Genomic DNA, 26,804 nt, shown 5'->3' with positions numbered 1-26,804 from the left:
CCCCTCTGGAGTGACCGTGCCCGTCGATCCATCCCAGCCCTTGCCTGCTCTTTTGCCGGCGGCGCAGCTTCCCTGGTTGCGCCGTCTCCTCGCGCGTCTGTTCGGGGGTGGTCTGTCTCGGTTGCGGGCGCAGCACCTGGAGTCCTGGCACCTCGGGCATCAGGCCGGGCGGTGCGACGGACAGGCCGAGGGGGTGCAGCAAGGTTTCGAGCAGGGTCACCGCGAGGGGCTCGAAGCGGGTCGCCAGGTGCTGGTCATTCGCGACCATCGCCATGCGGTCCCCGCACGTCCGGGCGAGGACGATCACCTGTTCGATGACTGGCGCCTGCCGATCACCCCGGAATTGAAGAAACGCTTCAAGGCCGATGTGGCCGCGCGCCTGCCCGCTCAGGCACAGCCCAGCCCGGCGCAGTGGAAGATGATCTTCAGCGACACACCGTCCACCTGCGTAGTGGCGGGCGCCGGTGCCGGCAAGTCGACCTCGCTGGTGCTGCGTATCCTGCTGCTGCAGCACTACCTGGGCTACGAGCCTGATGCCATGACCGTGGTCACCTTCACCCGTGAGTCACGCAAGGACTTCATCCAGCGACTGTGTCAGGTCTTCGAACACTGGGGGGTGGCGCCGACACCGGCCCAAGCGCGTGAACAGGTGCGTACCTTCCATTCGCGCATCTTGCCGCTGGTGCGCAGCTTGCCTGGCTTCGACCGCTTGAGCGCCTTCGAGATGCTCGGCAGCCAGGCGCAGGAGGCAGTGGCGGCAGACGTCGAGAGCAACCCCTTCGACCTGCGCTTGAGCGACGCCCAGCGCCAGCACCTGAACCGCTGTTATGGCAAGCTGATGGGCAGCGATCCGCGGTTCGCCGAGCTCGTCGCCACCTTGCGCCAGGAAGCGATGCAGCTCAAACCGCTCGACCCGCAGCATCCTGACGTGCAGAAGCGCGTCCAGGTGACGCAGTTGGCCGCCGAGCGCGACGAGGAATTGTGCGACCTCATCGAAGACCTCTGGTACGCCGCAGAGGCGTGGCCGATCCAGGGCATCGAGCCGTGCCGTGACGTCGTGCGTATCCGGGGCTGCGACTTCCGGGTCCAGGGGCGTCTTGCGAGCACCGGCGCCTGGGTGATGCTCGGGTTCGACCCGAGCGAGTCGACCCAACGCCAGCGCCCTGGCGCACGTTTGTCCGCACGGGCCGAGTGGGCGGTCAAGCGCACCTTGTTCCAGGCTTTCTGCGACCAGCCATTGATCTGGCTGGACAGCTATGACGTCGGCAAAGGGTTCGCACAGGCGCTGGCCGGCGATGCCGTGGCCGGGCCTGGCTTCGAGGTCAAGATCAAGGGCGAGTTGGCGCCAGCCCCCTTGCTGGACGCCTTCGTCGGCGCCGCCGGGTTCATCGAGAACCTCGGGCTGGAGGTCAACGCGGCCGTGGCCGACATGGCCTTCCCCCCGGGCGACAGCGATGCTTCGTTCTTCGAAGCCCTGGCCCTGTTCTGGGCGGCGTTCGAGGACCACTTGCTCGATCAGTCGCCGCCCGTGATGACCTACAACCGCATGTTCGCGCTGTTCAGCGAGCGCAATGCGGACAACCTGCGACTGCTGCCCGATGCGTTGCTGCGCCCGCTGACGCACCTGATGGTCGACGAGTTCCAGGACGTCTCGCCGCAGATCGTCAGCTGGCTGCGTGCCAGCCTGGCCGAAATCCGGCGCCGTGGGCCGGCGATGCAGGCAGGCCGCGTGGCACAGCACGCCTCGTTACTGTGCGTGGGGGACGACTGGCAGTCGATCTACGGGTGGCGCGGCAGTTCGCCGACGTACTTCATGCAGTTCGCCGAGCATTTCAAGTCGCCTTCCATGACGCGCGTGATGCTGGTGGAAAACTACCGTAGCCAGCAGCAGGTGATCGACGCTGCCCAGCACCTGGTCAAGGGCGCGCCTGCGGTGCCGGGCAAGAAGGCGCGTGCCAGTGGCGTGGCAGCCGAGCTGCCGTTGACACCGGTCATGGTGCTGGACAGGGACGACGCAGTGCTCGCCGCGACCCTGGACGTGCACTACCGCCGAGGCGACAGTATCTTGATGCTATTTCGAAAAAGCAGTGATAAACCTTTGATTGAAAAGCAAATTTCAGCTCTTATCGAAGAGGATTCGCGCGTGCCTGCCGCTCAGCGGCGCATACGCCGGCTGACCTATCACAGCGCAAAAGGCCTGCAGGCCGATACGGTGTTTCTGCTGGGCGATTGCCAGTACCTGGCCCGTTCGCCCTACAAGAACCAGGTCTACCGCATGGCGGGTCTTGGCGAGCCTGGCGATCCGCAGGCGTTCGACACTGCACAGCAGCACGAGGTGCAGCGCCTGGCCTACGTCGCCGTGACACGGGCGATCAGGCACTGCTATTGGTTCGTCGATCCGCCGACCGGCGAAGCCAGCGTGCTGGCACGCGCTTCGGCACGGGTCGATGGCACGCAGGCCTGTTTCGAGGACCGACGTGCCGGGTCAGCGGTCAAGGGTTCGGGTCCTGCTCGGCGGTGAGCTGGGCGATCAGCGCGTCCACTGCGGCCTGTCGAGCAGCGCTGACACGTTCAACGGCCTGCCGGTACAGATGGTCGGTGAGCGGCAGCCGTCGTGGATGTCCAGCCTCGTCGAGCGGTGACGAGGGCAGCGTGTCGCGCAGCACGTTGACCACCGACGCGTCCAGGGTCTCGACCAGAGGACTGTCCGTGTCAAGGCAGCTGACGAGGTAGTCCAGAGCGTCGTACCAGCGCGCGTCCACTTCATCGAAGCGCCTCGCTTCGCGGCGCCGCAGGAACCGTTGCCAGGCGGGTTGCGCCGCGATCCAGCGGCGTCGCGCCTGGGCATCGGCATCCGAGGCTCGAACGGCCTCTTCAACGTTGAATTGTGTGGTCAGCGAGACCTGGGCCGTTTCCCGGTACAGCATGTCCTGGCTCGGTTCGGGAAACGCCAGTGCTTCGGCCAAGGCCTGGCGCAAGGCCAGACGAATTTCGATGTCGTCCACGCCGCCGTAGAGCAACTGATCGTCGCGGATGTCGTCGAGCGGGTTCAGGGGCGGCAGCGCACCGTCGTCCGCCTGGCCCTGGGCACGTGCGATCAAGGCCGCCTGACGTTCGAGCCGCGCCGCATGCAGGCGCGCTGCCAGGACGTTGACCTGGTCGCGGCGGAACAGCCTGCGATAGACATTGAACAGGTAGGGACCAGGCAGTTCGCTCGTGGCGCTTTCGTCATGGGCCATCGTTTCGATCTGCAACGCGCTGAAGGCGTCGGCCCCGGCGTCGCCACACGTGGCAGGGAAGTCCCCGGCGATTTCATTCAGTCGCTCACGCAGGACCGTGTCCTGGGCGGCACGTTCCAACAGGGCCCAGACCTGGGGGCGCAAGGTGCCCAGGTTGTCCCTGGCCTGTGCCGAGCGGCCCACCCGTTCGATGACGTCGCGCAGCTCGCGATGCGCGCCCTCGCCGAACAGGCCATGCCATACCTGTCGTTGCGCGTCATCGGCGTCATCGAGCCAGTCCACGTGGCGTGCCGGTTCGGCGATCATCTCGTGCTCGAACACGGACACGCCGGCTGCTGCCAACTGGCGTGCCGTCTGCTGCTCCAGGTCGTTGAAGTTGAAGCGCCAGTAGCGCTCGATGGGGCTGCCGTTCAGCTCGCGCAGGTAGGATGAGTCGAGCACTGCCTCCAGCCCTGGCACCTGGGTGATGTGGTTGCCGCTCAGCTCCAGCCGCCGCAGTGCAGGGGTCGGCCGTTGCATCAAGCGGCTCAGCGCCTCGGGCCAGGTGCTCAGCTGGCAGTCATGCAGGTGCAGGGTGTGCAGGCGAGTCAGGCCATCCAGTGCCGGTGCCACCTGCAATGGATTGATCGACAGGTCGAGCACTTGCAGGTTGACCATCTCGCCGATCACCTGGGCCAGGGTCGGCGTCAGGGTGATGCGGTTCATGCGCAGGTTGAGCGAGGTCAGCGGCAGGCGAGCCAGCGTCCGCCAGTTGCTTTCGGTCAGGACCAGCAGGTTGCGCTGCAAGGACAGCTCGGTCAGTGAACGCATACTGGTCAGGACAGCTTCCGCGTGTGCCGACACGTGCTCAAGGTTGAGGTCCACCAGGCTCAGCGCACGCAGCTGTGGCGCGCTGCGCAAGGCGTGGAACAGGGTCTGTGCATCCAGGCCGTGATCGAAGGCGACGTGCAATCGCTCGAGCCGGGGAAAGCTTTGCAGAAAATCGCCTGGCATCGAGCGCAGGTTCAGCCCCGGCAGGCTGAGGCTGCGGACATGATCGAAGCGTGCGGGCAGAGAGGGCAGCTCATTCAGGCTCAGGTTGCTGAACGCCAGGTCCGCGCCACCCTCGCGTCGCCAGGCGCGGTTGAGGCCGCGGCTGAGCAGGCGGCGCTCCTGGCGTTCGTCGCCGTCGACCGCCTCGGTCCAGCGCAGCAGGCTGAGGGCCAAGGCGTCCTGCTCGTGTTGCAGGGCCACCAACTGATCGGCGAGCGGGCCTCGTGCGCGCAGCTGGGACAGCACGTGCGCGCGCTCCGCTGCGGTAAGGCTGGGGTAGAGATCCTGCAGACGGGTCTGTGCCGAGCGCAGCCACGGCAGTCGTCGAGGCCGGCCACTGAGGGGGTAGCCCAGACGACCATCGCTCAGGCGCAGCGGTGAGCGAAAGCCAGGTTTGACCGGCTGTTGGCCAAGGGTGCGCGCCGCCCAATCACGCCGCCTGCACGCTGCAGCGAACAGCTGCTCGGCAGGCAGCTCAGGCTCGGCCTTGCGCAAGGCCGCGAGCAGGGTCTGGGTATCGGCAGTGGCCAGGCTGGGCCGGTGCAAACCGAGCAAGGCACGCTCCAGGCGGCAGCGTGCCTGCAGTCGGCGCGCCTCTTCGGCCACCCGCAACGGCACGCGCCCCGCCTCGAGTTGGCGTCGCTCGGTCTGGCTGGCGGCGTCCAGCAACGCGTTCAGCGCGTTGTTCGGCAAGCCCGTGAAGTGCCGCCCAAGTGTCCGTGCGTTCGCGCTCGGCGCCACCTGCCGCGCTTCATGAAACCGGGCGAACAGGGCTTCTCGCTGAGAGCCCAAGGCGTCGGCCAGGACCTGTTGCAAGGCCGGCACCGGTTGCTCCAGGGCGGCCCCGGGCGGCAGCACTGCCGCGAGGGTCTCGGCATCGATCTGCTCGATCACCACCTTCGCCAGATCGCCGTTGGCCAATTCATCGCGGCTCATCTTCACGATCACATCGCCTGGCCGTGGCGTGCGCCCGTAACGGACCGACGTCCCCCATCGCTCACTGCCGGTGAAGACCTCCAGGACGTGATCCTCAGGCCAGCCAGGCAGCTGCGCCAATGCTGCGACAGCCAGGTTCTTGTAGGCCGGCAGGGGCAAGCCCTCGCGCACGCGGTCGATGGCGTCCTCGACCTCGTCATCGACGCCCAGGCGTACGAACGCGTCGGTCAGCAGAACGGGCGGGGGTTCGGAGGCCACGTGACAATGGCGAAGCAGCGCATCGTCGGTCGCGCTGGCCGACAAGGCTGCCAGGACATCAGCCTCCTGCAATGCCTGAGCGGCCGGTCCCAGGCGTCGCGCCAGGGTCAGAAGGTCCCAGTCCAGCGGTGTCTCGTGAGTCAGTCGCCAGCCACTGGCACCGTCATGGACGAAGGCCGGTGCATAGGCGTTCGGGTCGCTGGGGTGACGCAGGCGCCAGCGCCCGTCGGTGTCCAAGGTCTGTTCGAACCACCCCTGGTCCAGGCGCACGTAGTGACGCTCATCGAGCACGTACTGGCCCAGGGCATTGGGCAGGGTGTCCGGCGGTATCGCGACGTCGCTGCGGTAGACGCCAAGGTCGGGATGCCAGAGACGGGCTTGCCGATCGACGAACACGCTTTCCATGGCATCGATGAAGCCAGAGGCCTTCACGGCCAGCGATGCGCCGGCCAATGCACCCGCACTGAGCGTGTCGAGCAGTAGGGATCCCACCTGGCCCAAGGCTTCGGCGCGCTGGCCGTCCTCCCAGGCCTCGATGCCATGGAAGATACCGTCGAGCACGTGCGCCGCGCTGACCACCAGCATCACCTGGCCCAGGCCCGGTATCAGCATGGCCGCCACGTTGAGCGCATCCAGACCTCTGGCCAGCCAGTGCTCGAGCAGCGTCAAGCGTGCCTCGGCATCCACGCGTGCGGTGGGCACCACGACGTAGGCGGCATCGGCCTTGAGCCTTCGTACATGGGCCTTGTACAGCTCGCGCCATGGCGTGGCAGGCAATGGGCGAGGCTCCGCCCTGATCTTGGGTGAACTCACCGGGACCGACACCTCATCCCCCAGGTGCTCGCGGCGCTCGAACAGGGCTGCTTGCAAATGGGCGTCCAAGGCAGGTTGTTGTGTCAGCAAGGCATTGCCTAGCATGTGCCGGCGATGGCTGCCCCTCTGCAGTCCAAAGGCCAGCTGCTTGCCGAGGGCCCTGGTCGATTCGAATTCGCGCAAGGGCTGGCTGGGATGCCCCGGCATGTGCAAGAGGCACGGATTGACCCGGTCAGGGGCTTCGGTGCTGATGATCAGCACGTCATGCAAGGCGATGCCGAACAGCTCCAGGCGCTGGCACGTCAACGGCCGACCGGCGTAGGTCACGCAGGGTACCTGATCGCACCAGTCCAGTAGCGTGCGCCGCGCCGCCTGGCTGATCAGGCCACTCAGGGCAGCCACGTGGGTGTCCAGCCGAAGCTGATCGAGACTGGCCTGGATCCAGGCATGCTCGATCGCTGTGGCCTGGGCCCCGTGGTAGAGGGCGGCAAGGTGATCCTGGTAACGCCTGCCCAGGTCCAGGCGGCGGCAGACCTTGACGAAGCGGTCCACGCCCAACCCTGGCAACGGGGTGTCGTCTTGCGGGCCTCGGCGCACCGTGCTCAGTGGGCCGACCGCCTCCAAGCCCTTGAAGTTGCGCAAGGCGGCGGCCAGCAGGCTGGTCGCCTGCGCGGGGCCGTCTGCGGTGACCGTCGTCGCTGGCGCAAGAGGGTCGCCGGCGGGAAGCACGCTCGGGTCGATGGGCTCGAGGGTCCAGTTCTGCTCCACCTTGAAGGGTTGGAACACGTACTGCGCCGTCTCGACCGGCACGTCCACGCCCAGGGCTTCTTGCAGCAAGGGCGTACAGAAACCGATCGGATCACGCTTGTCGCGCAATGCCTCGGCCAACGCCCGCGCACTGGCGTCACGTGCTCGACAGGCTTCGCTCAGCGACTGTCTGTCCATTTCATCGGCAACCGCGTACCAACTGAAGGGAGCGCCTTGCTCGTCGAGATAGGGGGCACGTGCAGCGGCGATGAGGCGCGAGGCATCCACGGGATGCAGGTGTCTGGACCAGTCAGGAAACGCCCGTGCGATCTGGGCGTGGTGGAAGGCAGGCGTGGTCATGGGGGTGGCTCCTGGGAGAGAAGCCGCCATCCAATCCCAGAAGGACTCGATCAAGGTGGTGGATGGCTACCACCGGGCACGGGGGTGACGCGGGGGAGTCGCCGTGCGATCTACCCCGCGCGCTTTGTCGAGCGTCGTCAGACCCTGTGGAGCCCGGCGCGCTCGGCGACGTTCACGGCTGGGTGGTCGTGGAGCCATCGCCGGTGCGGGCACCGTCCAGGTCGCTGTTGCGCTCCGAGCCTGTGCCTTTCTGGCCCGGCAAGCCTGGGTTGCCGTGCTCTTGGCGTGCCGGGGGCGAATCAGGGCCATTGCCTTGAACACGCGAATCCGGCGAGGTGGGCATGGTGCCCTCGGTTGGGTTCAGGGTGCTGTCGACGCCAGGGGTCGGTGCGCCCTTGTGTGGATCGTCCGGATGAGTCGGGCCGGTACCGACCGCCAGGGCCAGGGGCGAGGCGAGCACGGCGGCGAGCAGGCACGTGGTGGTCAGGGATCGCTTCATGGTCAAGCTCCTTCGAAAGCGCATCGCGTGCGACGCTGGAATCGATGGCCAACGTATCTGGCCAGTTACTCAAAGGTTGGTGCCCAAGCGCCGGGTAGAGGTGCCCTTGACACGACAGGCGGTCATTCGAGACGGCGACGCGCTCACGGAGCGCTCTTGAGCGTCAGCCATGCATCGACCTGGTCAGCCAAGGTCGAGGCGGGCTGCAAGGCATCCAGGGTCAGCGTCAGGGGCTCGTTGATGGGCGGCTCGAGCGTGGCGAACTGGCTGTCGATCAAGCTGGGCGCCATGAAGTGGCCCAGGCGCAAGGTCACTCGGTCGCGCGCGGCGGCCGGGCTCAGCTCGAGGAACACGAATCCCAGGCCAGGGACCGCCTGACGCAGGGTATCCCGGTAACGGCGCTTGAGTGCCGAGCAGGCCAGGACCGGCCGCTCTGCGCGGCGGACCGAGGCTTGCAGCGCCTCGCACAGGCGCTCCAGCCAACCGGCGCGGTCGGCGTCTTCGAGCGCGATGCCGGCCTGCATCTTGGCGATGCTTTCGAGGCTGTGGAAGGCATCCCCCTCGATCAGGTGGCCGCCGCTGCGCACGGCGATCGCCATGCCCACGCTGCTCTTGCCACATCCGGATACACCCATCACCACGAGCGCCGTCAGCGAATCCATCCTGCCTCCTGTGAAGGTTGCGTCACTGTGCTTGCGACAGCGAGGGTACCTGCAGCGTTCCTCGAGGCCTAGGGGTCAACGTTTTCAACGTCTTTGGAAAAGTCCAAAGACAGGGTCATTGTTGATCCGCAGATTCACCGGCATGAGGCAGGCAAGTGCAGTCCTCCTGTGGGGCTTGCCCGCGATGGCGTCCACCCCTTACCGCCTGCACCGCGGCCAAACCCGTTCTCACAGTGGGGATGAACCGCTCTACCAGATCAGCGATGTGCTCCACATCGTGTGAGGCAAAGCCATTGAAAGGCCTGGGTAGGGGGCGAACGCAGCCTGTGTACGTCAGGCATCCGCGCGGCGGCCTTGCGGTGTTCGACGCAGACGCGGCACGCGCCTTCAGCCTCGGTGGCGCCGAGCACCGCTCGCCTGCTTTCCTCTTGCCTGCACGTCGCGTGGCGACTTCGCGTACATGGCCTACCCGGCACGTTCCTTCGCCAGCCGTTCCAGATCCTGCTGCAGGCTGCGCACGCGCGCCTGCAAGAGCGCCAGTGCCGAGCCGTCCCAGGGCCCGTCGCTGCGTTCCAGGCTTTCGCAATCGGCCACCACGCCACGTGCGCGGATCATCTTGGCGCCACCCTTGATGCGGTGTACCAAGGCCCGTGCGGCTTCGGGGTCAGGCGTGTCGCCCAGGGCCTGCAAGGCCTCGAGGTCCTGGGCATTGCTCTGGGCCAATTGGCGGACCAGGCGCAGCTCCAGGTGTGGATCGCCCTGGGTCAAATGGCGCAGCGCGTCCAGGTCGAAGCCGCTGGGCCTGACGTCGACAGGGGTCGTGGCGATGGGCTCGACCGGCGCGGTGGGCGTGTCGGTCACGTCGGGCGGGGGAACATGCACACGCAGCGCTTGCAGTCCGACGGGTTTGAACAGGCAGTCGTCCATGCCGCTGTCCAGGCAGCGTTGGCGTTCTTCGGCCTGGGCATTGGCGGTGATCCCCAGGATGCGGCAGGGAGGGCGGCCTTGTTCGCGTTCCAGTGCGCGGATGCGCCGTGCCAGCGCATGCCCATCGAGCGTCGGCATGGCGACATCGGTCAGCACCACCTCGAAACGCCCGGTCTCCCACTGCGCCAGCCCCGTCCGACCGTCTTCGGCCAGGGTCACCCGGTGACCGAGACTGGTCAGCTGTTTTTCGAGCAGCATGAGGTTGGCCGGGTAGTCATCGACCACCAGAACCTGCAGCGCCCGTGCGCCGGATGCGCCGGGCACTGCCTCGGGGGCCCGTTCGGCCTCGATCGGTTGCGCCGGTTCCAGTCTCAGTCGTACGTCGACCTGCGTGCCTTGGCCAGGTGCGCTGTTCAGGGCCAGGCTGCCGCCCATCAGCTCGCACAAGGTCCGGCTGATCACCAGGCCCAGCCCGGCGCCCTGGTGGGCCCCAGGTTGCTCCACTTGCGAGAACACGGCGAACAGCTTCGCCTGGTCCGCTTGACTGATGCCGATGCCACTGTCGCGCACCTGCAGGTGCACGGCCAGCGTGCCGCCGTTGTCCAGGCCCTGGGCGTCGAGGTACACCTGCACCTGGCCTTGGGGCGTGAACTTGATGGCGTTGCTCAGCAGGTTGGACAGCACCTGGCGCACCCGCAGGGGATCGACCATCACCCACACTGCCACCGGTGGCCGGTTGACGGTCAGTTGCACACCCTTGGCCCGCGCGTTGACGGCGAACACCTGCGCGGTCGACTCGACCAGCCCGACCAGCTCGGTCGGTACCGGGTGCAGGCTCATGTGGCCGGCTTCGATCCGCGAAATATCGAGGATATCGCCGATCAGCGCCAGCAGGCCCATGGCCGAATCGTGCGCCGTCTGCAGGGCGCGTCGGTCGCTGCGGCCGTGCTCGTGTTCCTGCAGCGCCATCTCCAGCAGACCGATGACCGCGTTCATCGGGGTGCGGATCTCATGGCTCATGATCGCCAGGAAACTGCTCTTGGCGCGGTTGGCCTGTTCGGCAACGTTCTTGGCCTGGCGCAACTGCTCGAGCAGGTCCCGGCTCACCGCCAGCTGGCTCTGCAGGGCCTGCTGCGCGGCGGTACGCTGCTGGATCAGCGTGCGCAGCCAGGTGTTCCACAGCAGCACACCGACCAGCAGCAGCCCTGACAAGACCAGCACCCACAGCGCCAGGGTGCGGTAATCGTGCCAGGGATTGGCGTTCACCAAGGCCGTGCTGCGCCAGGGGCCGAACAGGGCGTCGAGCTCCTCGGGTGGCATGCTGAGCAAGGTCTTGTCCAGGATCGAGCGCAGGACCGGCTGCGTCGGCCCCACCGCGAAGGCCGCGATGGCCGGCTCGTCGCCATACGTCGAGGCGATCTGCAAACGCCCCTTGAACAGGCGACCGATGAGGTAGTTGGCGTTGACCTGAGCGCTCAGGGTGGCATCCGCCTTGCCCGTGGCGACGGCTTCGAACAGGCGCAGCGGGTTTTCCACCTCGACGATGCGGACATCGGGGAAACGTGCCAGCAGCGGTGCCTTGAGCGGCGAGCCGCGTAGCAGTGCCACGCGTTGCCCGGCCAGCGACGTGCCGGACAGCGGCGTGCCCACCCGCGTCACCACGACGCGCGGGCTGACCAGGTAGGGCCGTGTATAGAGCAATCGCGACGCGCGCTCATCGCCGTAGCCCAGCGCGCCGACCAGCTCGGCCTCGCCCCGGGCCACCTGATCGACCATGGCCTGTACCGAATCGCGTGTCTCGATCTCGAAGCGCAGGCCGGTGCGGCGCCCGATCTGCGCCAGCAGGTCGACGGTCATGCCGCTGAGGCGACGATCGTCATCCTCCAGGGTCAGGGGCGGCAAGGTCGGGGTCATCACGACCTTGACCGGGGGGTGCGTGGCGATCCAGCGCTGCTCCTGCTCGGTCAGCGTGGCGGCGTCCTGCTCCAGCAAGGTGCGTGTCGTGCCGCTGGTCCAGCGTCGCAGGATGTTCAGCCGTTCGCTGTCACCGATGGCCAGCAGCGCCTGGTCGACCAGCCGAAGCAAGGTGGCCTCGCGGCGATCCACGGCGAAAGCGAAGGATTCGCGCGGCGCCTTGACGAAATGATCGATACGCAGCTGGCCCAGGTAATTCTTGGCGATCATGAAGTCGCTGCTGATGACGTCGCCCAGGTAGGCATCGGCCTGCCCGAGCAGGACCGCCGACAGCCCGGCGAGGGTCGAGCTCATCGGCATCAGCGTGGCGCCGGGATAGAGGGCACGGACGCGCGCCTGCGGCAAGTAGTGGTCGACCATCGCCAGGCGCAGCCCAGCCAATGTGTGCCCGGTGCCCAAGGCGTGCGCGGGGGTGCTGACGATCACCGGCAAGTCATCGGCATAGGCTTGGCTCAGGGCCAGGTCGGCATCCGCCGCCTCGAAGCCATTGGAGCTGCCCAACAGATCGATCTGCCCGGCGTGCAGGGCCGCGAGTGCCTGTTGGCGGTCGTCGAAGCGCCGCACCTGGATCGGGATGCCGAGCAACTGACTGATCAGGCCGGCGTAGTCGGCCGTGATGCCTTCGTAGTCCAGCGGACTGATATTGATGTCGAAGGGTGGGTAATCGGGTCTCGAGCTGCCCAGGATCAAGGTTTGGCGCTGCGCCAGCCAGTGCTGATCGGCCGTCGTCAGCGGCAGTGGTTGGCTGACGCTGAGCGAGCGGGCCAGCAGCTGACGAGGTTCGAAGGCGTCGGCCGTGGTGGCGTATCCGCCCATGAGCGCACACATGACGAGCAGGATCAGGACATTCAAGATTCAGGTGACCTGGTTGCGCTTGGCCAGATCGACCATTTCCACCAGCGATTCGGTCTTGAGCTTTTCCATGATGCGGCCACGGTAGGTACTGATGGTCTTGGCACTCAGGTTCATGCTCACGCCGATGCTTTTGTTGTTCTCGCCGCGCGACAGACGCCGAAGGACTTCCATTTCGCGGTTGGACAGATAGCCCAGGCGCACGGTCTCGCTTTCCAGCGTATGGCTGTTGACCGAGAGTTGCGGGAAGGTCGAGTACCCCTTGACCATGGCCTTGAGCGCGAAGATCACCGAGTCGAGGTCTTCGTTCTTGTTGACGAACGCGGCGATGCCGGCATCCAGGCAGCGGCGTACGAAGAGGTCGGCCGGCTGACCGCTCAGCACCATGATGCGCGGCGGCACCTCGAACAGTTTCAGACGCTTGATCACTTCCATGCCATCCAGGCCCGGCAGGCCGATGTCGAGAATCACCACGTCCGGGGCCAGGCGTCGCGCCATCTGCACGGCATCGGCGCCGTTCTCCGCTTCACCCACTACGATGAACCGCTCACGTTCGAGCAGCATGCGCAAAGCCAGGCGTACCGTGGGGTGGTCGTCCACCACCAATACCGTTGTCATCAGAAACTCCTGTCGGAAATTAATCTGATTCCCGTCAGTTATAGGAATCATTCTGTCAGCAAGAGCTGACGGCGGGCGGCACGATACGTCGAAGTCCCAGGTATCCGTAATAGGCAGTATAGGGCTGTTGAAAAAAGCAGACAGACTTGTAGAAAATTCCTACACGCGGATCGGTCGTGGGCGTTTGGCGCAGGAGAGTCCAACGCCACGAGCGTCGCGCACGGGTCGCAACCAAAGGGACGTGTTCGGCGCGCGTGGGAAGGCAGGGCAGCCGGTCTGGACCAAAGGGTCAAGACCTGTAGAGGTGCGCATGCCCAGCCCGGTACAGTGCCGACTCGGCGAACGGTGCATCGCCCAGTACGTGGCCTACCAGGATCAACGCCGTACGTCGGAAGCCCTTGGCGTCGACCTGCGCCACGATGTCGGCCAACGTCCCGCGTACCCAGTCCTGGTCGGGCCAGGTGGCGCGGTGTACCACGGCCACTGGGCAGTCGGCACCGTAGGCGGGTAGCAGCTCGTCGACGATGCGCGGCAGGTTGCGCACGCCCAGATGGATGGCCAGGGTGCTGCGGTGCCGGGCCAGGTCGGCCAGGGCCTCGCCCTCGGGCATGGGCGAAGTGTCGCCGTAGCGGGTGAGGATGACCGTCTGGGCAATGTCCGGCAGGGTCAGTTCGCAGCCCAGCAGCGCAGCGCTGGCAGCGGTGGCGGTCACGCCGGGGATGATCTGGTAGTCGATGCCCAAGGCGCGCAGGTGGCGGATCTGCTCGCCGATGGCGCCGTACAGGCTGGGGTCGCCGCTGTGCACCCGGGCCACGTCCAGGCCGCGGGCGTGAGCGTCCGCGATGGCATCGATGATCTGTGTGAGGTGCAGCTCGGCGCTGTTGATCACCTGGGTGGCACGGTGGCCGTCGAGTACGCCGGGAGGCACTAGCGAACCGGCGTAGATGATCACCGGGCACTGGCGGATGAGGCGCTGGCCCTTGACCGTGATCAGCTCGGGGTCGCCTGGGCCGGCGCCAATGAAGTACACGGTCATGGAGGGATCCTTGCGAAAAACGCCGATTATCCCGTAAAGCTGGGGTGGCACGCCATGGCCAAGGTGGCCTGGGCGCTGGCCGCTCGAGGCACGATCAACCGGGCGGCGCCGGCACGGTGGGAGGCCAGGGCCAGCGCCGCGCCTTCGGCGACGCCCCAGCAACCGGTGGCGCGCCAAGCGGCGGGCGACCGGTGCGTGAGCTGGGAATCGAAGGCGTGCAGCGCGTGGGGATCGAACGCGTGCAGGGGCAGGGCGAGCCGCTCGGCGAGGGCCTGCAGGCCTGGCTCGTCGGCCTTGAGGGTGACGCTGGCGAGCCCCGCCAGCCGCGCCATCGACCAGCCTCGGGCCTGCAGCGTCTGTGTCAGCAGGCTCGCCAGCTCCTCGACCGGGCAGCCCCGTCGGCAGCCGAAGCCGACGAACAGGTCGGGGATCGAGCCGCCGGGCGTCATCAGGCCCGACGGCCCCGATACAGCCAGGCGCTGACCAGCCCGAGGGCCGTCCAGAACAGCGCATTGGTGGCCCAGGACGCCCACGTGAACTGCTGCGCCAGCGCTGCGGGCGCCAGGCTCTCGTGCACCACCGGCTGTGGCGCACCGATGACGTGGGGCAGCACCAGCACTGCGAGCGCGACCAGCTTGAGCAGCCAGTGGCGGGTGAACACCAGCAGCGCCAGCCCCACGGCGGTCGCCGCGGCGGTGCCGATCCACCAGGTCTGGCGCTGGCCCAGGTCGGCGGCGGCGGTGCCCGGCAGCTCGGGCGGCAAGCCCAAGGTGGGCGCCAGGCAGAACACCGCGAAGCCGGCCAGGCCCCAGGCCAGCCCGGTGCCGATCCGGGTGGGCTCACGCAGGCTGTAGAGGCCGGCCAGCAGCAGCGCAAAGCCGACGGCGACCACCAGGTTGCCGCCAGTGGTCGACAGTACGCGCTGCCAGCCATCCTCAGGTGACCAGGCCTGCTCGTCATGCACGTGTGCAGGCGTGGCGCTTTCGGCGGTGTGCACGTGGGGTTCGGCATGCTCGTAGGTTTCGGCCTCAAGGATCAAGGGCGTGACCATCAGGCTTTGCAGGGCCGTCAGCAGCAGGGCGGCGAGCAGGCCGCTGAAGGCGGCCGTGCGGGCGATTCGCGTGATCATGCGGGAGGCCTCAGTGGCAAGGGAAGGCTGCGCTGTGGCGCGTGTCATGGGCGGCGTTGTGCACTGCGTCGATGTGCGAGAAGCCGGCGAACCAGACCAGTGCCAGGCCGAGCAGGCCGGCGCCGGTGGCGATGACCAGGCGCTGGGTGAGGCTGGCAGGCTGTGCCAGGCGGGAAGGGGTGAGCGTCGAAGCCATGAGCGCGTTCCTCTGCTGCAGGTGAGGGTGATCAGGCACGCGCGAGGGACCCGTCGAGCCCTCAGCCAGTGAGCAAGCGCCAGCAGGCACCCACGGTCAGGCTCGGGACGACTTCGGGATCATGCGACAGCGCCCGCCCACCGCGGGGTGTTGATCAGGCGAAAGGCCGGTCTCCGGGCTGACGAGCGAGAGCTGGGCTCTCCTGGCACACGTCGCCTTCCCAGGCCGGACTGGCCCAGTGGCACGATGACGCATGGCTCGCATACCGTTGCGGGGGCAGCACCGGCCTTGTCGTGGCCCTCGAGGAGCCTGCGACGCACCGGTTTCCCGTTTCACCCCGAGTGGGGCACCTTACGCAGACGCGTAGGAAAGCATGCGCGCTCAGGAGCGTCAATGCCGCCCAAGGCGTCGGTACGCGGCGCGGTGGCGGTTGACCGCTTGCCAGCCACTGCGTAGCCTTGCCGGTTCGAGGTTCCTCGACCGCCGCTTCGCCATCGGTCTGCATCCCGTCGTTCCAGGCCTGGGCCGTTCGACGCTGCACACGGCGCATGGCCGGTCGGGGCTAAGACGGGAACGCGGTTCGAGGCCGCGGCTGCCCCCGCAACTGTAGACACCCCCAGGACGACAGGGCCACTGCGCGCGACGCGGGAAGGCGTCGTCCGGTCAGCTTCGGGCTGGCAGGGTGCAAGCCAGGAGACCTGCCTCGAGACGTTTGCGACTTCAACCGGGCGGGGTGTCCCGGTGGCGAGCCAGCCTGGCCAGAGGCCCGTGCTGTCGTCCCGCATGCCCGCCATCCTGCCAAGGGCATCGACATGAAAACACTGGCCAAGCTCCCCGTCACCATCGTCACCGGCTTTCTCGGCTCGGGCAAGACCACCCTGCTGCGGCACATGCTGGACAACGCCCAGGGCCGCCGCATCGCGGTCATCGTCAATGAGTTCGGCGAGCTGGGCATCGACGGCGAGATCCTCAAACAGTGCAGCATCGGCTGCACCGAAGAGGAGGCCATGGGGCGGGTCTTCGAGCTGGCCAATGGCTGCCTGTGCTGCACGGTACAGGAAGAGTTCTTCCCGGTGATGCGCGAGCTGGTAGCCCGACGCGGCGACCTGGACCACATCCTCATCGAAACCAGTGGCCTGGCCTTGCCCAAGCCGCTGGTGCAGGCCTTCCAATGGCCGGAAATCCGCAACGCCTGTACGGTCGATGCGGTGATCACCGTGGTCGACAGCCCGGCCGTGGCCGCCGGCACCTTTGCTGCCTACCCAGACCAGGTGGATGCCCAGCGCAAGCTCGACCCGAACCTGGACCATGAGTCGCCGCTGCACGAACTGTTCGCCGACCAGCTGGCCAGTGCCGACCTGGTGGTGCTGAACAAGGCCGACCTGATCGCGGCCGACGACCTGGCCAAGGTCCGCGCCGAGGTGATGGACGAGCTGCCGCCGGCGGTCAAGGTGATCGAAGCCAGCCGTGGTCGCCTGCCGCTGGAGGTGTTGCTGGGCCTGGGCGCCGAGTCCGAAGTGCACATCGACGGGCGCCGCACGCACCACGACAGCCATCACGACGGCGAAAGCGAGGACGACCACGACCACGACGCCTTCGACTCGATCTCCATCGACTTGCCCGAAGCGGACGAGCAGCGCCTGCTCGACGCCCTCACCACCTTGGTGGTCGAGTTCGGCATCCTGCGTGCCAAGGGCTTCGCGGCCATTGCGGGCAAGCCGATGCGCCTGCTGATCCAGGGCGTCGGCACGCGTTTCGACAAGCACTTCGACCGCGCCTGGCGGGCCGACGAGCCGCGCCTCACGCGCCTGGTGCTGATCGGCCAGGACCTCGACGCGGCGCTGCTCGAGACGCGCCTGCGCCAGGCCCTGGGCGCCTGACCCATGCACCTGCTCAGGACCCAACCCGGTGGCTTCGTGCCGGACGACAGCATCGCCGACCTCGGGCAGACGCCGGCCGAGCTGGTGATCCTGTGCAGCGGCGACTCGCACCTGGCGCTGCTGGCCGATACCGCCGAGCAGTTGCCCGACGACTATCCCTCGCTGCGCCTGGCCAACCCCATGCAGGTGCAGAACCACGCCTCGGTCGACCTGTACATCGACCAGGTCTTGCGCCATGCCAAGGTGGTGCTGGTCTCGCTGCACGGTGGCGTGGGCTACTGGCGCTACGGCGTCGAGCAGCTGGTCGAGCTGTCGCGGCGCGGCCTGACGCTGATCCTGGTGCCGGGCGACGATCGCCCGGACCCTGAACTGACCGACCTGGGCAACGTGCGCGGCGCCGAGGCCGAGCGGCTCTGGCACTACCTGCGCCAGGGCGGCCGGCAGAATGCCCTGAACCTGTTCAAGTGCCTGGCCAGTACCTGGCTCGGGCGCAACGATGCCTGGGTCGAGCCCGAAGCGCTGCCGCGCACTACGGTCTATCACCCCGTCTACGGCAGCACGCGCCTGGACAGCTGGTTCGCCCACTGGCACCCCGACTGGCCGGTGGCGCCGATCCTGTTCTACCGCTCGCACCTGCAGGCGGCCAACACCGCCTTCATCGACCGCTTCTGCGAACGCCTCCAGGCGGTGGGCCTGAACCCGCTGCCGATCGCCGTGGCCAGCCTCAAGGAGCCGGCCTGCCTGACCCAGGTCGAAGCCTGGTTGGACGAGGCCGGTGCCGAGGTGGTGCTCAACACCACCGGCTTCGCCCTGTCCAGCCCGGAGCGACCGAGCCTGCGCCCGCTGCGCCGCGACATCCCGGTGCTGCAGGCGATCTGCGCCCAGGACAACCAGCCGGCCTGGGAGGCGAGCGAGCAGGGCCTCGGGGCGCGGGACCTGGCCATGCACATCGCCTTGCCGGAACTGGACGGGCGCATCATCACCCGTCCGGTGAGTTTCAAGGACCTGGCCTGGCGCAGCGAGCGCAGCCAGTCGGACGTGGTCTGCTACCGCGCGCACCTCGAGCGCATGGATTTCGTCGCCGAACTGGCACGCCGTTGGGTCGAACTGGCGCGCCTGCCCACTGCGCAGAAGCGCGTGGCGCTGATCCTGGCCAACTACCCGACCCGCGACGGGCGCATCGGCAACGGCGTCGGCCTGGACACGCCAGGCGCGGCGCTCAACATTCTCCAGGCCTTGCAGCAGCAGGGCTACCCGGTCGACGGGCTGCCCGGCAGTGGCACGGCCTTGATCCAGGCCCTGCTCGGCGGTGTCACCAACGACCTCGAGCACCTCGACCAGCGGCCGTGCGCCCAGAGCCTGGCCTTGGACGACTACGCCCGAGCGTTCGCCGCGCTGCCCGAGGCCAACCGGCGTGCCGTCCTGGAGCGCTGGGGCCCGCCCGAGCAGGACCCGATGCACCGCGACGGTCGACTGATGGTCGCCGGGCTGCGTTTCGGTCTGACTTTCGTCGGCATCCAGCCGGCCCGCGGCTACCAGGTCGACCCCAGTGCGGTGTACCACGACCCGGACCTGGTGCCGCCCCATGGCTACCTGGCCTTCTACTTCTGGCTGCGGCATGCCTACGGGGCCGATGCGCTCATCCACGTCGGCAAGCACGGCAACCTGGAGTGGCTGCCCGGCAAGGGCGTCGGTCTCTCGGCGCAGTGCTGGCCGGATGCGCTGCTCGGTCCATTGCCGAACATCTACCCGTTCATCGTCAACGACCCGGGCGAGGGTGCCCAGGCCAAACGCCGAACCCAGGCGGTGATCATCGACCACCTGATGCCGCCGCTGACCCGGGCCGAGACCTATGGCCCGTTGCGCGAACTGGAGCAGCTGGCCGACGAATACTACGAAGCACAGCTGCTCGATCCACGGCGTGCCCGCGAGCTGCAGCGCGACATCCTGGCGCTGGTCAAGGCCAACCACATCGACCGCGAATTGCAGATCGAAGGCGCGTTGGACGATGCCGACGTATGGCTGCCGCGCCTGGACACCTACCTGTGCGACCTCAAGGAGTCGCAAATCCGCGACGGGCTGCACGTGTTCGGCCAGTCGCCTGAAGGCCGCCTGCGCCTCGACACGCTGCTGGCGCTGCTGCGGGTGGCACGGGGCGATGGCAAGGGCGGCAACGCCAGCCTGCTGCGCACGCTGGGCGCCTGCCTGGCGCCGGGCTTCGATCCGCTGGACTGCGACCTCGGCCAGCCCTGGGAGGGTGTTCGCGACCCCTGGCTGCAGGCGCAGGGCGATGACGCCTGGCGCACCTGTGGCGACACCCGCGAGCGGCTCGAGCGCCTGGCGCTGGGGCTGATCGAACAGGCCTTGGCGGGCGCGCTCGACCTTCCGGACACCCCGGCCTGGCAACCCGTTCGCGAAGTGCTCGACACCCTGGTGAGCGAGACGGCGCCACGGCTCGATGCCTGCGGCGCGGCGGAAATGGACGGTCTGCTGGCTGCCCTGGACGGGCGCTTCGTGCCCGCCGGCCCGAGCGGTGCGCCCAGTCGTGGGCGCCTGGACGTGCTGCCGACCGGCCGCAACTTCTACACGGTGGACGTGCGCAACCTGCCGACCACCACTGCCTGGCGCCTGGGCTTCGCCTCGGCCAACCTGATCCTCGAGCGTCACCTGCAGGACCACGGCGATCACCTGCGGCGTCTGGGGTTGTCGGTCTGGGGCACGGCAACCATGCGCACCGGCGGCGACGACATCGCCCAGGCCATGGCCCTGATGGGGGTGCGGCCGGTATGGGCCAACGGCAGCCAGCGCGTCGACGATTTCGAGATCCTGCCGCTGAGCCTGCTCGACCGGCCGCGGGTGGACGTCACCCTGCGCGTCTCGGGGTTCTTCCGCGACGCCTTCGGTGGCCTGATTCGCCTGTTCGACGCGGCCGTGCAGGCGGTGGCGGCGCTGGACGAACCGGACGATCTCAACCCGCTGGCGGCCAAGGTCCGCGCCGAGCGCCAGGCGCTGCAGGCATCCGGTCTGGACACCGAGCAGGCCACGCGCCAGGCCGGCTGGCGGGTCTTCGGCGCCAAGCCCGGCGCCTACGGGGCCGGCGTGCAGAACGCGATCGATGGGCGTTTGTGGAGCGAGCGCACCGACCTGGCCGAGGTCTACCTGAACCACGGCAGCTACGCCTACGGTGCACACGACGACGGCACGCCCGCGCGCGCGTCCTTCAGTCAGCGTCTGGGCCAGCTGCAGGCCGTGGTGCAGAATCAGGACAACCATGAGCACGACCTGCTCGACTCCAACGACTACTACCAGTTCCAGGGCGGCATGCTGGCGGCGGCGCAAACACTGGGCGAGGGCGACGTCAGCGCCTACCACGGCGACCACAGCCAGGCCGACCGTCCGCGTGTGCGCACCTTGAAGGAAGAGCTCAATCGCGTGATCCGGGCTCGCGCGCTCAACCCCAAGTGGATCGACGGCGTCAAGCGACATGGCTACAAGGGGGCCTTCGAAATGGCGGCCACGGTGGACAACCTGTTCGCCTTCGACGCCACCACTGGGTTGATCGACGATCACCACTACCAAGGGGTGGCCGACGCCTACGTGCTCGACCCCGCGACCCGTGAATTCCTGCGCGAGCACAATCCGCAGGCGTTGCACGACATGACCGAACGGCTGATCGAGGCGCAGCAGCGTGGCCTCTGGGCCGAGCCCGGCGCCTACCGTGAGGCGCTGGAAGAACACTTGATCGCCGGCGAGGAAGAGACCTGAGATGACCGAACCTGTGCAGTTTCCCTTGGCGGCGGTGGTCGGCGCGCAGACGCTGAAGCTGGCGCTGTGCCTGACCGCCATCGACCCGAAGATCGGCGGCGTGCTGATCGAGGGTCCGCGGGGCATGGCCAAGAGCACCTTGGCCCGCGGCCTGGCCGACCTGCTCGGCGATGGTCCGTTCGTGACCCTGCCGCTGGGCGCCAGCGAAGACCGCGTGGTCGGCACGCTCGACCTGGATGCGGCGCTGGGCGAGGGCAAGGTGCGCTTCGCCCCCGGCGTGTTGGCCCAGGCCGACGGCGGTGTGCTTTACGTGGACGAAGTCAACCTGCTGCCCGATGGCCTGGTCGACCTGCTGCTGGACGTCGCTGCCAGTGGCACCAACCGGGTGGAGCGCGATGGCCTCTCCCATCGCCATTCGGCGCGTTTCGTGCTGATTGGGACCATGAACCCGGAGGAGGGCGAATTGCGCCCGCAACTGCTCGACCGCTTCGGGTTGAACGTCGCCCTGGAGGCGCAGCCACTGCCTGAGGAGCGGCAACAGATCATTCGGCGACGCCTGGCCTTCGACAGTGACCCGCACGGCTTTCTGGTCGAGTGGGCCGCGGCGCAGGCCGAACTGCGTGCCCGTTGCCAGGCGGCTCGCCAGCGGCTCGAGGGTATCGCGCTGGACGACACCGCGCTCGCCGACATCACCGAGCGCTGCTTTGCGGCGGGGGTCGATGGTCTGCGGGGCGACCTGGTCTGGCTGCGTGCGGCCCGGGCGCATGCTGCCTGGCGCGATGCGCCACGCATCGAGGTCGAGGACATCGAGGCCGTCGCGGAATTCGCCTTGCGTCATCGACGCCGCGCCGCGCCGCCGCCCGCACCCGATACGGCCTCGGCGCCACCGTCGCCGGGCGACGCTGGGCGCGATCCGCGTGGGCCTGACACCGATCCTTCGCCTGGGCAGGGCGCCTGGGGCGCATTGCCGCCTCGGCCTGTGGTCAGTGGCCCGCGGCGCGAGGTGCCGACCTGGGCAAAAAAGCCTTGAGCGTCCGCGTCCGGACTCACCGGCCGGACGCGCAACAGGGGAAAGGCAAGGCACAGGGCGCATTGCGCGGGCAGTCACGACAGGCCAGCGCAGGGCAGGTGGCCTGGGCGGCCACGCTCGCTCAGGGCAGGCCACAGGTACGCGACGACCTGCGCTGGCAGCGGCGACAGGCGCGGCCTGCCGAACTCTGGGTGGTGATCGTCGACAGCTCGGCCTCGACCCGTCGGCAGGGCGCGCTCGCCCAGACCAAGGGGTTGCTGGCCGAATGTTTCGATCAAGCCTACCGGCAACGCGCGCGCCTGGCCTTGCTGACTGCCAGCGGTAGCACGCCCCGTTGGCAGTGCCATGGCCTGAAAGCGTCCCAGGCCTTGCAAGACTGGCTGCAACACTTGGGTGCCGGAGGCGGTACGCCTTTGCTGGCCGCACTGACGCAGGCCCGCCACTGGTTGCTAGCCCGGCAGAAACGCCTGCCCGATGAACGTCAGCGCTGCCTGGTGCTGACCGATGGTCGTCTGCCGCAGTGGGCGCCCTTGCAGCCACTGCCTTGCGCCAGCCTGGTAGTGGACATGGAGCTGTCGCTCGTTCGCGTGGGGCGCGCTCACCTACTGGCCGAGCAGCTCGAGGCCGAGTATCAGGCCTTGCACACCTTCAAGCCGCGCTGACGTCGCCCCTGCATCGCCCAGGGGCGCGCGCAGAGGCGTCGTCGCCTTACTTCGGCATCACCCAGGGCTGCAGTGCGTAGCCTTGTTCGCTCAATTCGCTTCTGACCTGTTCGATCAGTCCCAGCCATTGTTGGGTATCGGTGTAGACGCGCGAGGACACTTGCTTGCTGCCGATGCGGGTGTTGGTCCGGTCGATCACGGCAAGACTCAGTTCACCGGTGCCATTGGGCGCATCCCAGGCAACGCACTGGAAGGGTTCGAAGGCGTGGTCGGCGATCAGCAAGGCTTCGTTGACACGGAGCGGGGCGTTCATGGTTTGGCTCTCTATGATCCTGAACAGCGAAAGAGGTCCGACGACGGCAAGCGCAGGATGCCAGCGGCGGGGTCTTGGTAGTGATGCGCGCATGGCACTACCAAGTCACACGGACAGAGAAAAAAGATCGAAATCAACCCTTTTTTCAAAGTTCCGCCTCGGCAAAGAGAGCCGACGAACGGTATTAGTTTTTTGACGTTTACTTGCTACTTTCTACCTAGGCGCCGCAACTAACTGTTTGATATAGAAAAATTAATTATTTGGCGCCAAGGAAACGTCCATGTCCGACGCTATCGCTCATCGCCGTCTATTGATCATCGACCCGTGCGACGACTGTCACGCCTTGTTGCCAAGCTTGCGCAGTGCCGGTTGGGAGGTCGACGTCGGTGACTTTTCCGACGCCAGCAGCCCCACCGCAGGCGTTGGGCTGCTGCGCCTGCATGCCGGACACTTGCGTGAGCCAGAGGCCGTCAAGGCGCTGATCCGGCACAGCACTCTGGAGTGGATCGCCGTGCTCAGCGCCGAAGAGCTGCGGATGCAGAACGTCGGCGACTTCGTGTGCGAATGGTTCTTCGACTTCCATACGGTACCGCTCGACCCCATGCGCGTACAGGCCACGCTGGCCCGGGCCCATGGCCTGTCGCGCGTGCGCAGCAAGCACTCGAACAAGGCGGACGAGCCCTCCCACGAGCTGCTGGGCGACAGCCGTGCGATGCGCGAATTGCGCAAGAGGGTGCTCAAGTGGGCGCCAGCGGCCTTTCCGATGCTCATCCAGGGTGAACCGGGTACGGGCAAGGAGTTGCTCGCACGCACGCTGCACCGCCTTTCGCCGCGTCGGGACCGGCCTTTTCTGACGCTGCATTGCAGCCGATTGTCCGCGCAGGCGCCTCAACAAGCACCGTCCTCTGCCCTGGGCGAAGCGGCGCCATCGTCCCTGCCTGCGCTGGTCCAGGCGGCCAGGGGCGGGACGCTGTTCTTCGATGAGGTCGCCGACCTGTCGTGCGCCGCACAAGCGGCGCTCGTTCAGGTGCTCGATGCTCATGGAGCTCGCCATGCCCATGACGATCACCCCGACGAGCCGCGCATCCTGGCTGCGACACGGGTCGACCTCGACGCGGCGGTCAAGGCCGGTCGTTTCGACGAGGCGCTGTATCGTCGCCTTGCCGACATGCGCATCGCTACCACGGCGCTGCGCGAGCGGCACGCCGATCTGCCGACGCTGGCAGAACACTTCGCGCGCTTCTACAGCCAGGAAACCGGCCGCATGCCCCGCGCCTTCAGCGAGGCTGCGCTGTCCGCCATGGGCCGTCACGATTGGCCTGGCAATGTCCGAGAGCTGGCCAATCGGGTCCGGCGCGGGTTGGTGCTTGCAGCCGGCCGGCAAGTGGAAGCCCAGGATCTGGGCTTGCGGACGCGGGACGATGAAGAAGCACCGATCGCCACGTTGGAGGACTACAAGCACCGCGCCGAACGTCAGGCGCTCTGCGACGTGCTGCATCGACACGGTGACAACATGACCCTGGCGGCAAAGGTTCTGGGCGTTTCACGTCCCACTTTCTATCGCCTGCTGCACAAGCACCAGATTCGTTAGACGCGTCGCGCTCAGGCGGCGGGCTGTTCCTCGTCGCTGAAGGCGTCGGCGTCGTCCGGTAGCGCGGTGGTCACGCTGAAGTCGCTGATTTCCACCGCACCGGTGCCATAGCCGAGCAGATGGAACGAGAAGGCCTTGCGCACCGTCGGGTTGTCGAAGTCGAATTCCATGACCAAAGGCTGCTCGGCGCTCACGATCATCTGCTCAGGCAGGCCCAGCGCCACGTCCTGTTCGAATTCCTTGGTCTTGAGCAGGATCTTCGCAGGCGTATCTGAGGCCAGTGCGCGAATTTTCAGGCGTACGCGCGTGCGCGTGCCTTCTGGCATTTCCAGGTATTGGGCGCCGATCAGGTTATCGGCCCAGTCGTCACGTACGCTCGGGTTCAGCGGTATGGGCGTGGCGCTGCCGAACTGGTAGCGCACGTTCGAAGGCGTGCGTATCAACGAACGGTCCAGGGTACCGGCCATGGCCATGACCTGCTGCGCCACATTGCGGTCACCCTGGCCCAGGTAGCGGGCGGTCGGGACGATGAAGCCTGCGCTGGCATAGCGGCGACAGCGCTGCTGGAAATCGCATTCGGTCAACGTGCCATGGCCATCGTGGTGGCGCAGCTGGCCATTGGTGAACGACAGCATGGGCCGGCCACTGGCGTAGTCGCGCAGCAGCGAGCGCCCGTTGAGCTCGGCGGGGACGGGCAGGGCGAAGTAGTCCAGCAGGGACGCCGTCAGGTCGACGTGGCCATAGGTGCCGGACTTGAGGCGGGGGAGTGCAGACGGGTCGGGCGCGAGCAGGAGGTTGAAGCCCCAGGCCGACGCCAGGCGCACGCCGTCGATGCCATGGGATTCGTCCGAAGTGATGACCACCAGAGTGTCCTCGAGCACCCCCTGGCGGTCCAGCGTCTCGAGGAAGTCACCGAGGGCGTCGTCCAGGTAGGCGACAGCCGCCTGCTTGGCGCTGGGGTAGCGCGCCAGGTAGGCCTCGGGCGCTGAGTAGGGTTGGTGCGTGCCCACGGTCAGCAGCGTCAGCATCCAGGGCTCGCGCTGCTGGCGCAGCTGGCCGACGTACTGCGCGGCACCCTCGAAGAAAGCCTTGTCGTCCTTGCCCCAGGGGAAGGTGAGGTAATTGTCGTTGGCGAACCACTCCAGCCCGTGCACGGCGTCGAAACCGATGTGCGGCATGATGCGGTCCTTGGCCATGAAACGCAGGCCGGCGCCTTGTAGGTAATGGGTGGTGAAGCCGTGCTGGCGCAGCTGCGCGGGCAGGCAGGCCTGATTGCGCGCTTGCTGGTTGAGCAGCTCGACGCCCTTGGGGGTGCCATTGTCGAACTTGTCGTAGTCGCCGCACAGCATCGCGTACAGGCCACGGATGGTCTGGTGCGTGTGCAGCACGTAGTCCGGCGTGTTCATGCCGCGCTCGGCCCACTGGCTGAGGCGGGGCATGAGGTCCTCGTCGAACGGGCTGTTCAAGGCCTGGCGATTGGTAAGGACATAGGCCCCCGGGATGCCTTCCAGGGTAACGATCAGCAGGTTGCGGGCCTGGCCGGGGCCGGTCAGCAGGCGCTGGCCGTCGAGGTCGACACCCACCAGCCCGGTCATCGACGGCGGTGACGCCTGTGGCTCGAGCCCGGCCCACCGCTCGATCCGCTGCTGCAGCGCACCGGTGCCCGTCGCGAGCAGTTGATGCGGCAGGTTGAACTGGCGCCACGGTTCGGCTTCGGAAGGTGACAGGTGCTGCCCGGCCCAATGCGCGACCAGCAGCAACGCTGGCACGCTCCAGGCGCGGCGTGGCAATGGCATGGGCGCCTGCTGGCGCCCCAGGCGGCAGCTCAGCAGCCACAACACGATGCCGATGGCCAGGGTCCACGGCAGCCCAGGGTGCGCCAGCCCGCCGCCGGTGGAGTTCTCGACGAACTGCGGATCGAACAGATAGGCCAGGTCGCTGCTGGCAGGCAATCGTCCCACGGCACTGACCAGCTCGACGGCGGCCACGCTCAGGAAAGCCCAGACCACCAGCACGCCCAGCGCCAGCCAGGGTCGCTGGCGCTGCAGCAGCAGGACCAGCCCGAGACCCACGGCCAGGTCCGACGCATAGCCAAAAGGATGCGACCACCCCAGCAGGCTGCGCGAGACCAGCGGGATCACGATCACCAGGAGGGCGAGCGTCATCAGCCGGGCTGCAGGATGGCGAAGGAGGCCGAACCAGTGCTTCACGGAAATGTCCTTATATGTCATCGAACGGTCATAGAAATGTGGGCAATGATAACAGGCCTGTCCTGTCACCCAGGC

Annotated in this window: 17 protein-coding genes and 2 riboswitches; of the genes, 6 read left to right on the top strand and 11 right to left on the bottom strand. The window is 67.4% G+C overall.

Annotation, left to right across the window (positions count from 1 at the left end):
- The first annotated feature begins 16 nt into the window (after window positions 1-16).
- Complete coding sequence (locus tag G7007_RS00420; protein WP_308852275.1) at window positions 17-2,521, top strand: UvrD-helicase domain-containing protein; 2,505 nt, start codon at window positions 17-19, stop codon at window positions 2,519-2,521.
- On the opposite strand, the gene G7007_RS00415 is transcribed toward G7007_RS00420, so the two are convergent.
- The 9 genes from G7007_RS00415 to G7007_RS00375 form a co-directional block, all read right to left on the bottom strand.
- Window positions 2,493-7,385: an NEL-type E3 ubiquitin ligase domain-containing protein gene (locus G7007_RS00415; RefSeq protein ID WP_181098567.1), complete on the bottom strand. Its 4,893-nt coding sequence runs from the start codon at window positions 7,383-7,385 to the stop codon at window positions 2,493-2,495. The two genes, G7007_RS00420 and G7007_RS00415, sit on opposite strands and share 29 nt — an antisense overlap.
- A 172-nt stretch (window positions 7,386-7,557) precedes the next feature.
- Window positions 7,558-7,884, bottom strand: coding sequence for a hypothetical protein (locus tag G7007_RS00410; RefSeq protein ID WP_181098565.1), 327 nt, complete (start codon window positions 7,882-7,884; stop codon window positions 7,558-7,560).
- A 143-nt stretch (window positions 7,885-8,027) separates the two neighbouring features.
- Window positions 8,028-8,546, bottom strand: coding sequence for a gluconokinase (locus G7007_RS00405; RefSeq protein WP_181098563.1), 519 nt, complete (start codon window positions 8,544-8,546; stop codon window positions 8,028-8,030).
- 465 nt (window positions 8,547-9,011) lie between these two features.
- Window positions 9,012-12,299, bottom strand: coding sequence for an ATP-binding protein (locus G7007_RS00400; protein ID WP_308852274.1), 3,288 nt, complete (start codon window positions 12,297-12,299; stop codon window positions 9,012-9,014).
- A 3-nt stretch (window positions 12,300-12,302) separates the two neighbouring features.
- Window positions 12,303-12,917 (bottom strand): response regulator, encoded by a 615-nt coding sequence (locus G7007_RS00395; protein ID WP_181098562.1) that lies wholly within the window; start codon window positions 12,915-12,917, stop codon window positions 12,303-12,305.
- A 289-nt stretch (window positions 12,918-13,206) separates the two neighbouring features.
- Window positions 13,207-13,953, bottom strand: coding sequence for a precorrin-4 C(11)-methyltransferase (gene cobM, locus G7007_RS00390; RefSeq protein ID WP_181098560.1), 747 nt, complete (start codon window positions 13,951-13,953; stop codon window positions 13,207-13,209).
- A gap of 26 nt (window positions 13,954-13,979) precedes the next feature.
- A complete protein-coding gene (locus tag G7007_RS00385) occupies window positions 13,980-14,384 on the bottom strand; it encodes a cobalamin biosynthesis protein (RefSeq protein ID WP_181098677.1) in 405 nt (134 codons plus the stop codon).
- Window positions 14,385-14,401: 17 nt separating this feature from the next.
- Entirely contained in the window at window positions 14,402-15,082 is a 681-nt protein-coding gene (locus G7007_RS00380) for a CbtA family protein (RefSeq protein WP_181098559.1), read from the bottom strand.
- Between the two features lie 10 nt (window positions 15,083-15,092).
- Complete coding sequence (locus tag G7007_RS00375; RefSeq protein WP_181098557.1) at window positions 15,093-15,278, bottom strand: CbtB domain-containing protein; 186 nt, start codon at window positions 15,276-15,278, stop codon at window positions 15,093-15,095.
- A 147-nt stretch (window positions 15,279-15,425) separates the two neighbouring features.
- A riboswitch (cobalamin riboswitch) is annotated at window positions 15,426-15,647 on the bottom strand.
- Window positions 15,648-15,810: 163 nt separating this feature from the next.
- A riboswitch (cobalamin riboswitch) is annotated at window positions 15,811-15,998 on the top strand.
- Between the two features lie 92 nt (window positions 15,999-16,090).
- On the opposite strand from G7007_RS00375, the gene cobW reads away from it, so the two are divergent.
- The 4 genes from cobW (at window position 16,091) to G7007_RS00355 (ending at window position 22,615) form a co-directional block, all read left to right on the top strand.
- Window positions 16,091-17,158, top strand: a complete 1,068-nt coding sequence (gene cobW, locus G7007_RS00370; protein WP_181098555.1) for a cobalamin biosynthesis protein CobW — start codon at window positions 16,091-16,093, stop codon at window positions 17,156-17,158.
- Between the two features lie 3 nt (window positions 17,159-17,161).
- Window positions 17,162-20,923, top strand: coding sequence for a cobaltochelatase subunit CobN (gene cobN, locus G7007_RS00365; RefSeq protein ID WP_181098553.1), 3,762 nt, complete (start codon window positions 17,162-17,164; stop codon window positions 20,921-20,923).
- A gap of 1 nt (window position 20,924) precedes the next feature.
- On the top strand, window positions 20,925-21,953 hold the full coding sequence (locus G7007_RS00360) for an ATP-binding protein (RefSeq protein WP_181098551.1): 1,029 nt from the start codon (window positions 20,925-20,927) through the stop codon (window positions 21,951-21,953).
- A gap of 98 nt (window positions 21,954-22,051) precedes the next feature.
- On the top strand, window positions 22,052-22,615 hold the full coding sequence (locus tag G7007_RS00355) for a vWA domain-containing protein (protein ID WP_181098676.1): 564 nt from the start codon (window positions 22,052-22,054) through the stop codon (window positions 22,613-22,615).
- A gap of 46 nt (window positions 22,616-22,661) precedes the next feature.
- Here the strand turns inward: G7007_RS00355 and G7007_RS00350 are convergent, their stop codons facing one another.
- Complete coding sequence (locus tag G7007_RS00350; RefSeq protein ID WP_181098543.1) at window positions 22,662-22,928, bottom strand: hypothetical protein; 267 nt, start codon at window positions 22,926-22,928, stop codon at window positions 22,662-22,664.
- A 280-nt stretch (window positions 22,929-23,208) separates the two neighbouring features.
- Here G7007_RS00350 and G7007_RS00345 point away from each other — a divergent pair, with 280 nt between their 5' ends.
- Window positions 23,209-24,519, top strand: a complete 1,311-nt coding sequence (locus G7007_RS00345; protein ID WP_181098541.1) for a sigma-54-dependent transcriptional regulator — start codon at window positions 23,209-23,211, stop codon at window positions 24,517-24,519.
- 11 nt (window positions 24,520-24,530) lie between these two features.
- Here the strand turns inward: G7007_RS00345 and G7007_RS00340 are convergent, their stop codons facing one another.
- Entirely contained in the window at window positions 24,531-26,684 is a 2,154-nt protein-coding gene (locus G7007_RS00340) for an LTA synthase family protein (protein WP_375139466.1), read from the bottom strand.
- Window positions 26,685-26,804: the final 120 nt, after the last annotated feature.

This window comes from Pseudomonas entomophila (assembly GCF_013523125.1).
Taxonomy (GTDB): domain Bacteria; phylum Pseudomonadota; class Gammaproteobacteria; order Pseudomonadales; family Pseudomonadaceae; genus Aquipseudomonas; species Aquipseudomonas entomophila_B.
This window is presented reverse-complemented; position numbering and strand designations above follow the sequence as displayed.

Excerpts from the sequence above, each read along its gene's own strand:
- G7007_RS00415 (WP_181098567.1), bottom strand. The coding sequence starts at position 7,385 with ATGACCACGCCTGCCTTCCACCACGCCCAGATCGCACGGGCGTTTCCT.
- cobN (WP_181098553.1), top strand. The coding sequence starts at position 17,162 with ATGCACCTGCTCAGGACCCAACCCGGTGGCTTCGTGCCGGACGACAGC.
- G7007_RS00410 (WP_181098565.1), bottom strand. The coding sequence starts at position 7,884 with ATGAAGCGATCCCTGACCACCACGTGCCTGCTCGCCGCCGTGCTCGCC.
- cobM (WP_181098560.1), bottom strand. The coding sequence starts at position 13,953 with ATGACCGTGTACTTCATTGGCGCCGGCCCAGGCGACCCCGAGCTGATC.
- G7007_RS00405 (WP_181098563.1), bottom strand. The coding sequence starts at position 8,546 with ATGGATTCGCTGACGGCGCTCGTGGTGATGGGTGTATCCGGATGTGGC.
- G7007_RS00380 (WP_181098559.1), bottom strand. The coding sequence starts at position 15,082 with ATGATCACGCGAATCGCCCGCACGGCCGCCTTCAGCGGCCTGCTCGCC.
- G7007_RS00350 (WP_181098543.1), bottom strand. The coding sequence starts at position 22,928 with ATGAACGCCCCGCTCCGTGTCAACGAAGCCTTGCTGATCGCCGACCAC.
- cobW (WP_181098555.1), top strand. The coding sequence starts at position 16,091 with ATGAAAACACTGGCCAAGCTCCCCGTCACCATCGTCACCGGCTTTCTC.
- G7007_RS00345 (WP_181098541.1), top strand. The coding sequence starts at position 23,209 with ATGTCCGACGCTATCGCTCATCGCCGTCTATTGATCATCGACCCGTGC.
- G7007_RS00340 (WP_375139466.1), bottom strand. The coding sequence starts at position 26,684 with ATGACGCTCGCCCTCCTGGTGATCGTGATCCCGCTGGTCTCGCGCAGC.
- G7007_RS00395 (WP_181098562.1), bottom strand. The coding sequence starts at position 12,917 with ATGACAACGGTATTGGTGGTGGACGACCACCCCACGGTACGCCTGGCT.
- G7007_RS00375 (WP_181098557.1), bottom strand. The coding sequence starts at position 15,278 with ATGGCTTCGACGCTCACCCCTTCCCGCCTGGCACAGCCTGCCAGCCTC.
- G7007_RS00360 (WP_181098551.1), top strand. The coding sequence starts at position 20,925 with ATGACCGAACCTGTGCAGTTTCCCTTGGCGGCGGTGGTCGGCGCGCAG.